Origin of the sequence: Ponticoccus litoralis (genome assembly GCF_039769985.1) — a bacterium.
Lineage (GTDB): Bacteria > Pseudomonadota > Alphaproteobacteria > Rhodobacterales > Rhodobacteraceae > Ponticoccus > Ponticoccus litoralis.
This window is the reverse complement of the sequence record NZ_JBDNCH010000002.1, coordinates 354,509-368,742: the sequence shown is the minus strand read 5'-3', so window position 1 is coordinate 368,742 and position 14,234 is coordinate 354,509. Positions and strand designations below refer to the sequence as shown.

8 protein-coding genes and 3 pseudogenes are annotated in these 14,234 nt (G+C 68.7%); 5 read left to right on the top strand and 6 right to left on the bottom strand.

Annotation, left to right across the window (positions count from 1 at the left end):
• Positions 1 to 128 precede the first annotated feature (128 nt).
• The 4 genes and pseudogenes from phnE (ABFB10_RS02825) to phnC all read right to left on the bottom strand — a co-directional run bounded on the left by phnE (ABFB10_RS02825) (position 129) and on the right by phnC (position 4,192).
• Positions 129 to 1,462, bottom strand: a pseudogene (gene phnE, locus ABFB10_RS02825) (phosphonate ABC transporter, permease protein PhnE).
• Positions 1,459 to 2,331 (bottom strand): phosphonate ABC transporter, permease protein PhnE, encoded by an 873-nt coding sequence (phnE, locus tag ABFB10_RS02820; RefSeq protein WP_347165292.1) that lies wholly within the window; start codon positions 2,329 to 2,331, stop codon positions 1,459 to 1,461. The pseudogene phnE (ABFB10_RS02825) and the gene phnE (ABFB10_RS02820) overlap by 4 nt, the downstream one beginning before the upstream one ends.
• 92 nt (positions 2,332 to 2,423) lie before the next feature.
• A complete protein-coding gene (phnD, locus tag ABFB10_RS02815; RefSeq protein WP_347165291.1) occupies positions 2,424 to 3,332 on the bottom strand; it encodes a phosphonate ABC transporter substrate-binding protein in 909 nt (302 codons plus the stop codon).
• A gap of 38 nt (positions 3,333 to 3,370) precedes the next feature.
• Positions 3,371 to 4,192, bottom strand: a complete 822-nt coding sequence (gene phnC / locus ABFB10_RS02810; protein WP_347165290.1) for a phosphonate ABC transporter ATP-binding protein — start codon at positions 4,190 to 4,192, stop codon at positions 3,371 to 3,373.
• A gap of 233 nt (positions 4,193 to 4,425) precedes the next feature.
• On the opposite strand from phnC, the gene ABFB10_RS02805 reads away from it, so the two are divergent.
• Positions 4,426 to 4,725, top strand: coding sequence for a hypothetical protein (locus ABFB10_RS02805; RefSeq protein ID WP_347165288.1), 300 nt, complete (start codon positions 4,426 to 4,428; stop codon positions 4,723 to 4,725).
• Positions 4,726 to 4,950: 225 nt separating this feature from the next.
• Here ABFB10_RS02805 and ABFB10_RS02800 read toward each other — a convergent pair whose 3' ends face one another.
• Both ABFB10_RS02800 and ABFB10_RS02795 read right to left on the bottom strand, forming a co-directional pair.
• Positions 4,951 to 8,382: an ATP-binding protein gene (locus tag ABFB10_RS02800; protein ID WP_347167916.1), complete on the bottom strand. Its 3,432-nt coding sequence runs from the start codon at positions 8,380 to 8,382 to the stop codon at positions 4,951 to 4,953.
• Positions 8,382 to 9,614 (bottom strand): metallophosphoesterase family protein, encoded by a 1,233-nt coding sequence (locus ABFB10_RS02795; RefSeq protein WP_347165287.1) that lies wholly within the window; start codon positions 9,612 to 9,614, stop codon positions 8,382 to 8,384. Before ABFB10_RS02795 ends, ABFB10_RS02800 begins: the two co-directional genes overlap by 1 nt.
• A gap of 417 nt (positions 9,615 to 10,031) precedes the next feature.
• Between ABFB10_RS02795 and ABFB10_RS02790 the strand changes: the two genes are divergently transcribed.
• The 4 genes and pseudogenes from ABFB10_RS02790 (at position 10,032) to ABFB10_RS02775 (ending at position 14,172) form a co-directional block, all read left to right on the top strand.
• Positions 10,032 to 11,090: a TRAP transporter substrate-binding protein gene (locus ABFB10_RS02790; protein ID WP_347165286.1), complete on the top strand. Its 1,059-nt coding sequence runs from the start codon at positions 10,032 to 10,034 to the stop codon at positions 11,088 to 11,090.
• Between the two features lie 45 nt (positions 11,091 to 11,135).
• Positions 11,136 to 12,190 (top strand): annotated as a pseudogene (locus ABFB10_RS02785) (TRAP transporter substrate-binding protein).
• A gap of 76 nt (positions 12,191 to 12,266) precedes the next feature.
• Positions 12,267 to 12,860: a TRAP transporter small permease gene (locus tag ABFB10_RS02780; protein WP_347165285.1), complete on the top strand. Its 594-nt coding sequence runs from the start codon at positions 12,267 to 12,269 to the stop codon at positions 12,858 to 12,860.
• Positions 12,857 to 14,172, top strand: a pseudogene (locus tag ABFB10_RS02775) (TRAP transporter large permease). Before ABFB10_RS02780 ends, ABFB10_RS02775 begins: the two are co-directional and overlap by 4 nt.
• Positions 14,173 to 14,234: the final 62 nt, after the last annotated feature.

Sequence of the window (14,234 nt, the reverse complement as noted above, 5' to 3'; positions counted from 1 at the left end):
CCCCCACGTGGGCCGGGTAAAAGCGCTTTGTGACGACGTGCCAGACGGCACGAGGGGTGGAAAAGCGCTTTGCGCCCGCCCGCTGTCCTCCGCCCTCGTGGCGGGGGACAGGGGCGGGCGCCCTTGCGTCAGCCCTTCCGCCCGATCAGCCGCGCCCGCAGCCAGCCGGAGAGCGAATCCATCGCCATGACCATCAGGACGATCAGTACGATGTAATAGGCGACCTCTTCCCAGTCCTTCTGGGTCTGGATCGCCTGGGTCAGCATCAGGCCGATGCCGCCGCCGGTGATGGCGCCGATGATCGTCGCGCTGCGGGTGTTGGATTCGAGGAAGTAGAGCACCTGCGCCAGCAGCACCGGCACCACCTGCGGGATCACCCCGAAACGGTAGCGTTGCAGCGGCTTGGCGCCGGTCGAGGCGACGCCCTCGATCTGCCTGTCGTCGACGTTCTCCAGCGCCTCCGAGAAGATCTTGCCGAAGGTGCCGGTGTCGGTGATCAGGATCGCCAGCGACCCGGTCAGAGGCCCCGGTCCGAAGGCGCGGGCCAGCACAACGGTCCAGATCAGCGCATCGACGCCGCGCACGAAGTCGAAGAGGCGCCGCGCGGCCATGCGCACCAGCATCAGCGGCGCAAAGCGCTTGGCGGCGAGGAAGGCCAGCGGCAGGGCGATGATCGCGGCTCCCATGGTGCCCGGGAAGGCCATCAGGATGGTTTCCCCGAGGGCCCAGTGCGATTTCGCCGTGACGCCACATGGGGTTGCCCCAGAAATCCTGCCAGGCGCCGGACAGGTTGGACCGCTCGGGGTCGATGCGGTCGCCGAAGAGGATCTCGGGCAGGCCGTGGCCGTGGTAGGGGCTGGTGAAGGTGAACCAGAACAGCTCCCACCCCGGGAAGTAGCGGAAGATCTCGGTCTTGGAGCCGGTCAGCGTGATGCGGCTCGCCGGGCGCGGTGATGGCCACGCGCCGGTCAGAGGCGCTGATCCATGCGGGCAGGGCCTCGGGCAGGTTCGTGGTCACCCGGCGCCCGTCGATTTGCGCCTCGATGCGGGGGAAGTCGGGCAGGTCGATCTCGACCCGGTTGTCGGGGTACAGGCGCACCTGCTCTCCGGCGGCGAGGTCCACGGCGATCACCTCGCTGCCGCTGACCCAGTCGGGGCGCGCGCCCTCGGGGTAGGTGCCCTTGCGTTCGCCTTCGACCGCATAGGTCATGGTGCCGTCGCGGTTGGAGCGGGTGACATGGGTCTTGTAGGACCAGCTGTCAGAGGCCAGCGTCACCGCGTTGTCCCAGTTGGCGCGCTGGGCGAGGCCGGGGACGTCGAAGGCCACGACGATGTAGGCGAGGTAGAGGATCACCACGGCGGGCAGGCCAAAGGCCAGCGCGGTCTTGCGGCGGATCAGGGCGGCGGCCTGCGTCTTGGCATCGGACAGGCTGGGCAGGGCGGTCATGTCGGCGGCGCTCATGCGTGGCCTCCTTCGGTCAGGCGATTGCGCATCCGGCTGGACAGCTGGTCGAACAGGACGATGGTTCCGAAAAGCAGCAGGAAGATCGCCGCCGCCGCGTCGAAGCGGCCGTGCCCCAGTGCCATGGCGTTGCGCAGCTCGTAGCCCAGCCCGCCGGCGCCGACGAAGCCGAGGATGGCAGAGGCGCGGATATTGATCTCGAAGCGCAGCAGCGCGTAGCTGAGGTAGTTCGGCGCGACCTGCGGCAGGATCCCCAGCCACATCTTCTGCGCCCATGTGGCGCCGGTCGAGGTCAGCCCCTCGACGGCCTTCAGGTCGGCGTTTTCGGCCACCTCGGAGAACATCTTGCCAAGCGCGCCCGCGGTATGGATGGCGATGGCGATCATCGCGGGCACCGGCCCGCCGCCCAGCACGAAGATCAGCACCAGGGCGATGACAATCTCGGGGATGGCGCGCAGGATGTCCATGAAGCGGCGAAAGACCGGGATCAGCCGCGGCCAGCGCGCCAGTCCGCGAGTCGACAGCAGCGACAGCACCAGACCGGCCAGCGCGCCCAGCAGGGTCGACACGGCGGCGATATTGACCGTCTCGACCAGCGCGGGGAGGTACTTCACCACCAGCGCGGGCAGCTCGGCGCGCTTCTGCCAGGCCTCGGAGAGCACGTCGGCGGGGTAGGCGCCGATATTGTGCAGCCCCTCCCAGAACCCGCCGGCGTTGCGTTCGTCCGCCACGGTGAAGCCCGAGACCATCAGCACGACGAAGATCAGCAGCACCATTCCGCCATAAAGGCGGCGGCGCTGCACCTGTGCCATGTAGTCGGACTGGATCGTGCCGACCCGCTCGGGGCCGGTTAGCGTCATGTCGGTCATCGGGGCCTCGGGCGGTCTGGCGGCGTCCCCGGGTTTGGGGGAGCGCAAGAAAAAAGGGGACCGGACGCTGACGCCCGGCCCCCCATGGTGTCTTAGTTGTTGATCACGGCCTGGCGGGCGGCGATCACCGACGAATAGACATCGTGGGTCACCGGCTCGAAGCCCAGCGTGTCGCCTGCGGCCACGCCATAGGCGCAGTCGGCGTCCCGCTCGTGCAGGCCGTCGACCAGCTCGACCATGGCCGTCTTCACCTCTGCGGGCAGGGCCTTGCGCAGGACCACCGGGCCCTCGGGGATGACCTTGGACTTCCAGATCTCGACGAGGTCGTTCATGTCGACCAGACCCGCGTCCACGGCCTTGCGCAGCGCGCCCGAGTTGTAGCCGTCTTCCCAGTTGCCCTGGCCGTCGGCCCAGGTCACGCCGGCGTCGATGTCGCCGTTGGCGACCGCGACGATGGTCTGCTCGTGACCGCCGGTGAACTTGACCTCGCCGAAGAACTCGCCGGATTCCATGGTGATGCCTTCACCGGCCTGCGGGATCTCGATCGAGGGGATCAGGTAGCCCGAGGTGGAGTTCGGATCGCCGAAGCCGAAGACCTTGCCCTTCATGTCGTCCAGCGAGGCAACGCCGGCGTCCTTGTGGGCGAAGCCGATGGAGTGATAGCCGATCGAACCGTCGAGGTTGACCTTGACCAGCACCGGCTCGACCGCTTCGGGGTCCTGCAGGTAGGTGGCGGCATAGGCCGAGGCACCCAGCCACGCCATGTCCAGCGTGCCTCCCAGCAGGCCCTGGATCACGCCGTTGTAGTCGGCGGGGGCGAACAGCTTCGTCGGGACGCCAAGCGCCTCTTCGGTGTATTCCTGAAGGCAGGCGTAAGAGTTCATGCGGTCCTGCGCGTTTTCGCCGCCGAGGATGCCGATGCGGAACTCTTCGATCTCCTGCGCCTGGGCAAAGCCTGCAAGCATGGTGCTGGCCGGGGCCAGTGCGATGGTCTTTTTCATCAGTCTCTCCGTTGATGAAGGGTCGTTGAAAAGGCGGATCAGGCGAGGGCCCCGGCCTTCAGCCGTTCGGCATCGGTGCGGTCGAGGGTCGCGATCTCGGTCGAGGTCGCGGCCTCGGAAAAATCGGCCCCGGCACCATAGATGTCGCGGGCGACGCCGGTGGTCAGCTGTTCGGGCGTGCCGTCGAAGACGATGCGCCCGTCGCGCATGCCGATCACCCGGTCGCAGTAGCGCCGCGCGGTATCCAGCGTGTGCAGGTTGGCGATGACCATGCGGTCGTCTTCCTCGTGGATGCGGCGCAGCGCCTCCATGACGATCTGCGCGTTCATCGGGTCGAGGCTGGCGATCGGCTCGTCGGCGAGGATCACCGCGGGGTCCTGCATCAGGGCGCGGGCAATGGCGACGCGCTGCTGCTGGCCGCCGGACAGCGCCTCGGCCCGCTTGGGCGCCTGATCGGCGATGCCGAGGCGGTCGAGGATCTCGATGGCGTGGTGGATGTCCTCTGTCGGGTAGAGGTTGAACATCGTGGCAAGGGTCGAGCGCCGGTTCAGCGTGCCGTGCAGCACGTTCGACACCACGTCCATGCGCGGCACGAGGTTGAACTGCTGGAAGATCATCGCGCAGCGCGACTGCCACTTGCGCCGCTCGGCGCCCTTCAGGGCGGTGATGTCGCGCCCGTTGAACAGGATCGTGCCGCTGCTGGCGTCGCTGAGCCGGTTCAGCATGCGCAGAAGCGTCGATTTCCCGGCGCCCGAGCGCCCGATCACGCCGATCATGCGCGGCTGATCCACGGAAAAGCTGGCGCGGTCGACGGCGGTGCGCTCGCCGAACGTCTTGGTCAGAGTCTGAACCTGCAGCATGTGTCCCCCAAGCTGTCTCGGGGTGGGAGGTAATGGGCCTACCAGACGATTTTGCGACGCTTTTGAGTCGGTTCTATTAAGCTTTGGAAACGGAAATGTAACGGCGCGGGCTGTCGCGCGGCGCCTGTGCGCGGCCTGCGGCCTGCGCAATCATTGCAGGGTTGAAGCCAGAATTGATCGGGCGTCGTCATAAAATCGTTACAGGTCGTCCGCCGCCTGCTAGGATCTCGTCCATGACCCGGTGTCTTGCCCTGTTCACGCTGTTGCTGACGGGCGCCCCCTTCGGCGCCGCAGCCCGGCTTGCGGATGTGATCTGCGACGACCGCGCCCGGCTGGAGAACCGGCTGACCACGGTGCAGGGCGTAAGCAAGCAGGGGCAGGGCCTGCGCGGCCCCGACGCGGTGATGGAGGTCTGGATCGACAAGGCCTCGGGCGATTGGGCGTTGGTGCAGTCCTACGCGAACGGCACGTCCTGCATTGTCGCCATGGGCGAACACTGGCAGGTGCTGGAGCTTCCGACCGACCCGGCCTGAGTTCCGGTGTTGCGCCATGGCCGCAGGGGCATGCCCGGGACCGCGCCTTTCGATCTACTCCGGGAGAGGCCGGTCGGGGCGCGCGGCAAGCAGACAAGGGAACCGCCGGACAGCGCCCCCGGATTGCGTGCCAGTATTGCGCCCCGCGCACGCTCCTGTCGCCCTAAGCGACAGCTGCCGGGTGCCTTGCCGCGAACAGGGGCCGGGGCGCTTGGGGGCACCGGGTCAGAGGCTTGGCGCCCCGGTCTCGCGCAGGTCGTGCACCCGCAGCGCGTCGCCGCAGACTTCGCGGGCGATCTCGACGACGTGGCGGTGATGGGTCAGGTAGATCGCCTGTCCGGTCATGCCGATCCGCGCCATCACCCGGCAGGCGGCGCGGGTGCGGTCCTCGTCGAAGGTCTCGAAGATGTCGTCGCAGAAGAACGGCAGGCACAGCCCCTGCTGCGCCATCTCTTCGTAGGCGGCGGCGCGCAGCGCAAGGTACAGCTGAAAGCGCGTGCCCTTGGACATGTCGCCCACCTGTTTCGGCGTTCCGCCGGCGTCGAGCGCGCGCAGCACCTCTGTCGTGCCCTCCATCTCGGTCCGCAACTGCCGGTAGGCGCCGTTGGTCAGCGCGGCAAAGGCGGTTTCGGTGGCCTGCATCATGCCGCTGCGGTGGCTGTCGCGGTAGCGCCGCAGCGCCTCTTCGGCCAGCCGGTGGCCCAGCGACAGGCGCAGGTGATCCAGCGCGGCATCGGTGACCTGCATGGCCTCGACGGTGGCCCGGGCCTCCAGCTCTGCCACTTCTGCGCCGCCGGTCACCGCCTTCAGCGCGGCCTCGGCCTCTGTCCGGGCGGCGATGGCTTCGCGCACTGCCTCCTCGACCCGGTCGAGGTCAGCGGCGGTCTCGGCCCGTTCGGCCTCTAGCGTCGGCAGATCGCGGCTGGCCAGTCGCTCCCGCGCCTCGTCGAGGCTGTCGCATGACAGGGTTTGCACGATGCGGCGCGCCAGCGTGTCGATGCGCTGGCGCAGGTCGCCCGCGCGCTCGGCCTCTTGCACCGCGCGGCGCAGGGCGTCGGGGCCACCCTGCGGCGGGCCGGGAAAGGCCTGCAACAGCCTCTCGACCTGTCGGGCGATGGTCTGCGCGTTCTGCTCGGCGCTGGCCCGTTCCCCGGCGATCTCGTCAAGGCGGCAGTCCACGGCCGCTTTTCGGTCCTCTGCGCTGCGCGCTTCATCCAGCGCCTTGAGGGCTGCGCGAAAGCGGGCCTCGGGCTCTGTCTCCGCCGGTCCGGGCAGCTCGGGCAGGGCCTGCATCGCCGCGTGAAAGCGGCGGCGGTCCTCTTCGATCCCGGCGATCTGGCGCAGCACCGGGTCCCGCGTGCCCGAGAGTTCGCGCAGCCGCTGCAGTGGTTTCAGCGTCGCCAGCAGGGCCTCGGCCCGCGTGCCTTCGGGCAGGGTGGCGGCAAGGCAGGCCTGCCACGCGGCTTCGGCCTCTGCCTGCGTGGCCTCGGCCCGGGCAAGGCGCCGTTCGCGGGCTTCAAGGCGGCGGGCCAGATCCTCGCGGCGTTCGGCGCGGCGGCGGGCGGCCTCGGCCCGGGCCTGCCATGCCTCCAGCCGCTCTTGCGCCAGCCGGGCGAGATGGCTGAAATCCGTGCTCTCGCTGCCAAGAAGCGGGCGCAGCCGGTCGGCGGCGGCGCGGGCGGCGGAAAGCACCGGGTCCTGCCGGGCGGCCTCGCGGTCCAGCGCGCGGCAGGCGGAGCGCGCCGCCTCGGCCCGGCGCAGCCAGTCGGCCAGAGCAGCCAGCGGCAGCGGGCGCGCCAGCCCGGCCCCGGTCTGCGTGGCGTCATAGGCAGCGGAAAGCTCTGCCACCCGCGTCTCTGCCTCTGCGCGGGCGGTCGCGGTTGCGGTTTCTGCCTCGCGCGCCTCGGCCAGCGCGCTTTCGGCCTGCCGCAGCGCGGCCAGCGCATCGGCCTTGTCCAGCCGCGCCTCCATCAGCGCATCCAGCCGCAGCATCGCCGCTTCGAAGGCGTGGGCGGTCTCGGGGGTCAGCGCGTCGCGATGCGCCTGCCACAGGGTGTCACGTTCCTGCCGGGCGGTGCGGGTGGCGGGGTCGTCGGCCAGCCGCGACAGCCCGGCAATCTCGCGCTCCAGCGCGCTGCGGCGGGTGGCGTGGCGGGCGGTCTCTTCGGTCAGATGGGTCAGCTGGCGCCCGGCCTCCTGCCAGGCGCGGTGCTGCGCCTCTGCCTCTTCGGGAGAGATCGGCAGGTCGGGCGCGGTGTCGAAGCTCTGGCCGGGCAGGGCCAGCGCGTCCAGCGCGGCCCGCGCGGACTCTTGCGCCTGTTGCAGGCTGTTGCGGGCCATCTCTTCGGCCATGGCCAGACGGTCGACCGGCACATCGGCAAAGACCTGCGCGATGGCATCGGGCGCCTCGTCGGGGCCGGCCTGCGCCTCGGCCTGCGCCAGGGCCTCGCGCAGCTCCGCGACCTCTTGCGTCTCGGACTGCACCAGCGCCCGCGCGGCGCGCAGGGCCTCGCGGCGCTCTTCCAGCTGGGCTAGGGCGGCTTCGGAGGGCACGAAGGCCAGCGGGTCCACCTCTGGCGCGTCGGTCAGGCTGCGGGCAAGGGCGCCCATCTCGGCCAGCAGGTCCGCCGCGGTCTGGCGGCGCTTGCCAAGGTCCGCCGCGCCGCCCGTCGCGCGATGGTACAGCGGGTCCAGCGCCGTCAGCGGGTCCGCCAGCGCCAGCACCCCGGGCGCCAGCGGCAGCGCCGCCCGTTCCCCGGTCAGCCGCGCCGTTTCACGGTCGAGGCGCTGGATGTCGTTCTCGGCACGCGCCGCCTCTTGCATCAGCGCCAGCACGCCGTCGGTGGTGATCCCGGGATCGGCGGGGTGATCGGCCAGCGGCGCCAGCGCCGTTTCCAGCCCGCGAAGCTCTGCCTGCATCGGCAGGGCGGCGATCTCTGCCTCTGTCCGGGCGGCCCGCTGCATGAGCGCGCGGCGTTCGGCAGAGACCGCCTCTTCGCGCGCCTGCGCGGCATCGCGATCCGTGCGCAGCTTGCGCAGCGCCGAGACAGAAACATCCTGCGCGCGGATCTGCGCCTCTGTCTCGCGCAGCGCCTTTTTCAGCACATGGACCCGGGTGGTGGGCGCGCCCTTGCGGTAGAGCGTGTCGGCCCCGCCGCGCAGCCCGTCCAGAACCTCGGACAGGGTCTCTGTGCCCGCGGCGGCGGTGAACAGCAGGCGGTCGATGTCGCCCCGGGCGCGGACGATCTCTTCGCCGCCGCTTTCGATGGTCGCGTCGTCAAGGCAGAAGAGGCTGCGATAGGTCTCTGCCGTGGTGCCGCCAAGCGCACCCGACAGCGCCGCCTCGGGCAGGACCGCGCCGTTTTCGTCAAGCAGCTGGTTCTTGCGCGGCAGGCGGCGAAAGCAGCGGGTCTGGCCGTCGATATTCAGCCATGCGGTGACCGACAGGTTCTCGCGCTGGTGGCGAAAGCCGTAGGGTTCGCCGCGGGCATAGCCATAGAGAAGGCGCAGCCAGGCCTCCATGGTGGTGGTCTTGCCCGCCTCGTTGGGGCCGTGGACGATGTGGAAATCCGGCGTCCCGTCGGGCTGCGGGCCAAAGTCGAACTGCTTGTCGGTGAAATGCCCGAAGCGGTCGAGCGCCAGCCGTTCCAGCCGCATCACGCGCCCCCGGTCTTCAGCCGCGCGATGACGATCTCCGCGCCCTCGCGGACCAGCCGTTCGGCCAGCGCGGGGGCGGCCTCTTCGCTTGGCAGCAGGGCGCGCCGTTCCGAGGGCGGCAGCTGCGCCAGCACCTCGTCCACCTCGGCCCGCGCGGCGGCAAGAAAGCCCTCTTCGGCAAGGATCTCCTGCATCAGCGCCGCCAGTTCGCCTGCGGCGGTGGCGCTGCCAGTGGAGGCCGGTTCGGTCAGGTCGAGTTCAAGCCGGTCGATCCACAGTCGTCCGGTCTCTGCCGCCATGTCGGTCAGCGCCTCGGCCCATGTCTCGCGGTCGCGCAGCAGGGGCCAGCGCAGCGGCGTTTCCCCGGTCAGCGTCACCCGCAGGATGGCCTGATCGGCGCGCAGCCCGTCGGCCACCGTCGCAAGGCGCGCGCGCAGGGCGGCGCGCAGGTCGGTCGCGTCCTCCAGCCCGGTGACATCCACCGCGATCCGTTCGAAATCCACCACCGACAGCGGGCGTTCGGCGGTTGTGATGCGGCCTGCGTCGATCTGCAGAAGCGTCACGGATTTGGCGCCGGTCTCTCCCATGTCGCGGCCCTGCGGCATGCCGGGCATGACGATCCGGGGGCTTTCGGAATGCACCGTGCGCTTGTGGACGTGACCCAGCGCCCAGTAGTCGAAGCCCGCCGCCTGCAACTGCGGCACCGTGCAGGGCGCGTAGGGGTCATGGCCCGCCGCGCCGCTGAGCGAGGTGTGCAGAAGGGCTATGTTGACCGCGCCCGGCACCGGGGCGGGGAACTTCGGCAAGAGACTGTCAGGCGCGTGGCGGCCACTGAAGCTGACGCCATGGATCCACAGATCCTCGGCCAGCTGCACCTTGCCGCCGCGCCCGTCGAAGACATGGACGTTTTCCGGCAGCACGAGGTCGCCGGTGATCGGGTTCTCGGCGTCGTGGTTGCCCTTGATCAGGAAGACCCGGATGCCCGCCGCCGCCAGCCGGTCGCATTGCGCGGTGACAAAGGCGGCGGTCTTGGCGCTGCGGGCCTCGCCATCGAAGAGGTCGCCCGCGATCAGCAGGGCGGTGACACCCTCCTCGATGGCAAGTTCGACCATCCGCGCCAGCGCCGTCCGCGTGGCGGTGGCCACGGCGCGCTGAAGCGCCTCGTCGCGCAGCGCCGGGGACTTCAGCGGCGAGTCGAGATGCAGGTCGGCGGTATGCAGCAGCGTGATCACGGTAGGGGCATCGGTCCTTTGTTGGGCGAAGCTGCAGGGTTTTGCCGCGGGCCGCAAGGGCGATCCGTGCCGGGGGCAGGGGCGATGCGCCGCCGCCGCGATTCGGATCGTGGGAAGGGCCTGGGTTGTGCCCGCTGCCTGTGGCGCCCGGCAAGGCAGATTGGGCGGCCCGGCGGTCGTCCTTTGCCCGTCACCGGGCGGGGTGCGCCGTCCTTCGCGGGCGCAAATTTGTTTCCTTGTGGAAGATACTGGACAAGCCGCGCTGAACCTGTTCCCATATTTTCACCGGGTCCGGGGCCCGACCGGGGCCCGCGTTCCGGATCGTGCAGGTCACGGCGGGAGTTGCATTATAATGCCGTTCGTGCAAGATTCTGCATCAAGGTCGGCGCTGCCGGCGGTCGTCTGAGGGAGGAGAAGATGACCACGAGAAGAACGCTGCTGGGCTGCGTGGCTGCGGCCGGGCTGTCCGTCACGGGCGCCGCCCCCGCATGGGCGCAGGAGGTGACGCTGACGCTGCACCAGTTCCTGCCCGCGCAGGCCAATGTGCCGAAACTGGTGCTGGACGTCTGGGCCGACAAGGTCGAGGCTGGCAGCGAAGGCCGCATCGCCATCGAGCGCTACCCCGGCATGCAGCTGGGCGGCACCCCGCCCGAGCTTCTGGATCAGGTGCAGGACGGTGTCGCCGATATCGTCTGGGCGGTGAACGGCTTCACGCCGGGGCGCTACCCGCGCACCGAGGTCTTCGAGCTGCCCTTCATGGTGTCGGATGCCCGCGCGGCCTCTTACGCCTACTGGAGGATGTTCGAGGAACACATGGCCGAGACCGACTTTGCCGACGTGAAGATCCTTGGCACATGGGTGCACGGGCCGGGCATGCTGCACACCAAGACGCCGGTCTCGGCGCCCGAGGATCTGCAGGGCCTGAAGATCCGGGGCGGCTCGCGCATGGTGAACCAGCTGCTGGAGCGTGTGGGCGCCGAACCCATCGGCCTGCCGGTGACGGCAATCCCGGAGTCGCTGTCCAAGGGGGTGATCGACGGCACGACGATCCCATGGGAGGTCACGACCTCGCTGAAGGTGCAGGAACTGGTCTCGAACCACACCGAGTTCGACGGTCCCGCGATCTACAACCTGACCTTCGTGCTGGCGATGAACCGGGACGTCTACGACTCGATGCCCGAGGACCTGCAACAGGTGATCGACGCCAATTCAGGGCTTGCCTTCTCGATCTTCGCGGGCGGCACGCAGGCGGATGCGGACGGCCCGGCGCGGCAGGTGGCCGTGGACATGGGCAACAATATCGTCACCGTCTCCGAGGATGATGCCGCCAAGTGGGAAGAGATCGCCCGCCCGGTCTATGACGCCTGGATCGAGGACGTGAAGGCCAAGGGCATCGACGGTCAGGCCATGATCGACGAGGCCCGCGCCCTGATGGAGGACTACGATCCAGCCATGGACACCTGGGCAAGCGAATAAGAACAAGCGCCCGCAAACGGGCGTGGTCAGTCAGGGAGGACAACAATGACCACACGCAGAACCTTTATCGGGGCGGCGGCCGCGCTGGCGACCGCGCTGATGACCTGTACCTCGGCCATGGCGCAGGAGGTGACGCTGACGCTGCACCAGTTCCTGCCCGCGCAGGCCAATGTGCCCAAGCAGGTGCTGGATGTCTGGGCCGACAATGTCGAAGAGGCCAGCGAGGGCCGGATCGAGATCGAGCGCTACCCCTCGATGCAGCTGGGCGGCACCCCGCCCGAGCTGATGGATCAGGCTATGGACGGCATCGCCGATATCGTCTGGACCGTGGTCGGCTACACGCCGGGCCGCTTCCCCTCGACCGAGGTCTTCGAGCTGCCCTTCATGGTGGAAGACGCCCGCGCGGCCTCTTACGCCTATTGGAAGATGTTCGAGGAGCACATGAAGGACGGCGAATTCGCCGATCTGCATATCGTCGGCACATGGGTGCACGGCCCCGGCATGTTCCACACCAACAAGCCGGTCACGGTACCCTCGGACCTTGAAGGCATGAAGATCCGCGGCGGCTCTCGCCTCGTGAACGACCTGCTGACCCGCGTCGGCGCGGAACCGATCGGCATGCCGGTTCCGGCGGTCTCCGAGGCGCTGTCGAAGGGTGTGATCGACGGCACCACCATCCCCGGGAGGTGACAAGCGCGCTGAAAGTGGCCGAGCTGGTCGGGAACCACACCGAGTTCGACGGCCCGGCGCTGTACAACCTGACCTTCGTTCTGGCGATGAACAAGGATGTCTACGAGTCTCTGCCCGAGGACCTGCAACAGGTGATCGACGACAACTCGGGGCTGGCGTTCTCGATCTTCGCGGGCGGCACACAGGCCGATGCGGATGGCCCGGCGCGGCAGATCGCGGTGGACCGGGGCAACAATATCATCACCGTCTCCGAAGAGGACGCGGCGGAATGGGACGCGCTTGTGCACCCGATCTACGAGAGCTGGGTGGCCGATATGGACGGCAAGGGGATCGACGGTCAGGCGCTGATCGATCAGGCGCGCGCGCTGATGTCCGAGTACGACCCGAGCATGGACACCTACGGCAAGTGATGCCGCGCTTCGGGGCGGCGCAATGGTCGCCCCGGGGGCTTTCGTTTCTACCGAAGACGTCGAGGGGAATGTCGCGATGGCCGGTCTGCACCGCATCGTCCTGTGGCTTGCGCGCCTGATGGCGCTTCTGGGCGGCGCCGTCCTTCTGGTGCTGATCCTGATGACCTGCATCTCGATCGTCGGGCGGGCGCTGAACTCGCTGATGCATTCGGGGCTTGTGACATCGCTTGCCCCGGGCTTCGCCGCATGGGCCATCGAGGCGGGGCTGGGGGCGATCCCGGGAGACTTCGAACTGGTCGAGGCGGGCATGGCCTTCTGCATCTTCGCCTTCCTGCCCTACTGCACCGTGACCGGGGGCCATGCCTCTGTCGATGTCTTCACCAATTTCCTGCCGCGCGGCGCGAACCGGGTGCTGGAGGTGCTGATCGCGGGGCTTTTCGCCGCCGTTCTTGTGCTGATCGCGGTGCAGCTGAACGCGGGCATGGCGCGCAAGATCTCCTCCGGCCAGACCACCCTGCTGCTGCAGTTCCCGGTCTGGTGGGCCTATGCGGCCTGCCTGGTCGGCGCGGTGGCGACGGCACTGGTCGGGGTCTACGTGGCTTTCGTGCGCCTTTATGAATTGCTGACGGGCCGGGTGATCCTGCCGAATGCCGTAGGAGCGGACCATTGAGCAACCTCGAAATCGGCATCTGGTCCTTTCCGGCGCTGCTGCTGCTGATCTTCCTGCGGGTGCCCATCGGTCTGGCGATGTTCTCGACCGGCTTCGCCGGCATGTGGATGGTCATGGGCAACACGCGGCTGCCGCTGGCGCAGCTGAAGGACCTCGCCTATTCGCAATTCTCCAACTACTCGCTGTCCATCGTGCCGATGTTCCTGCTGATGGGCTATTTCGCCACGCTGGGCGGCATGTCGCAGTCGCTGTTCAAGGCCGCCGAGAACTTTCTCGGGCACCGGCGGGGGGCGTGGCCATGGCGGCCATCGGCGCCTGCGCGGGCTTCGGCGCCATCTGCGGTTCGTCGCTGGCCACGGCGGCGACCATGAGCCGCGTGTCCCTGCCAGAGCTGAAGCGCTACGGCTACGACGGCGGCTTTTCCACCGCCACGCTGGCGGCGGGCGGCACGCTGGGCATCCTGATCCCGCCCTCGGTGGTGCTGGTGATCTATGCCATCCTGACCGAACAGAACATCGCCAAGCTGTTCCTCGCGGCCTTCATCCCGGGCGTTCTGGCGGCCATCGGCTACATGATCGCCATCTCGATCTACGTGCGCATGAACCCCGGCAGCGCCGGTGTGCGCGCCCCGGTCCCGATGGCAGAGCGGTTCCGCGCGCTTCTGGATGTCTGGCCGGTTCTGCTGGTCTTCATCGCCGTCGTCGGCGGCATCTACGGCGGCATCTTCACGCCGACCGAAGGCGCGGCGGTAGGCGCGCTGGGCACGGGGATCATCGCGCTGACCTCGGGCGGGCTGACCTGGCGGACGCTGCTGGACAGTTTCACCGACACGGCGCGGTCCTCGGCGATGATCTTCTTCATCGTGCTGGGCGCGGCCTTCTACAATGCCTTCCTCGCCCGGACCCGGGTGCCGCAGGAACTGTCGTCCTGGGTGGTGGAACTGGGCATGTCGCCCTTGTCGGTGCTGGCGGTGATCCTGGTGATCTACCTGGTGCTGGGCTGTTTCATGGACAGCCTGTCGATGATCCTGCTGACCATCCCGATCTTCTTCCCGGTGATCTCGGCGCTGGATTTCGGCCTCTCGCCCGAGCATGTGGCGATCTGGTTCGGCATCCTCGTGCTGATCGTGGTCGAGGTCGGGCTGATCACGCCGCCGGTTGGGATGAACCTCTTCGTGATCAACGCGATGTCGCCCGAGACGCCGATGGTCCAGACCTACCGGGCGGTGCTCTACTATGTGGCCTCGGACCTGGTGCGGGTGGTCATCCTGGTGGCCTTCCCGTCGATCACCCTGTTCCTGTTGCCGGGGTAGCGGGGGGCTTTGCCCCCTCGGCGCCGGGGCGCCTCACCCCCAAGGGTATTTGGACCAAGAAG

Bases quoted from the DNA above. Each gene is read 5' to 3' on its own strand.
- phnD (WP_347165291.1), bottom strand. From the start codon at position 3,332: ATGAAAAAGACCATCGCACTGGCCCCGGCCAGCACCATGCTTGCAGGC.
- ABFB10_RS02805 (WP_347165288.1), top strand. From the start codon at position 4,426: ATGACCCGGTGTCTTGCCCTGTTCACGCTGTTGCTGACGGGCGCCCCC.
- ABFB10_RS02780 (WP_347165285.1), top strand. From the start codon at position 12,267: ATGGCCGGTCTGCACCGCATCGTCCTGTGGCTTGCGCGCCTGATGGCG.
- phnE (WP_347165292.1), bottom strand. From the start codon at position 2,331: ATGACCGACATGACGCTAACCGGCCCCGAGCGGGTCGGCACGATCCAG.
- phnC (WP_347165290.1), bottom strand. From the start codon at position 4,192: ATGCTGCAGGTTCAGACTCTGACCAAGACGTTCGGCGAGCGCACCGCC.
- ABFB10_RS02790 (WP_347165286.1), top strand. From the start codon at position 10,032: ATGACCACGAGAAGAACGCTGCTGGGCTGCGTGGCTGCGGCCGGGCTG.
- ABFB10_RS02800 (WP_347167916.1), bottom strand. From the start codon at position 8,382: ATGCGGCTGGAACGGCTGGCGCTCGACCGCTTCGGGCATTTCACCGAC.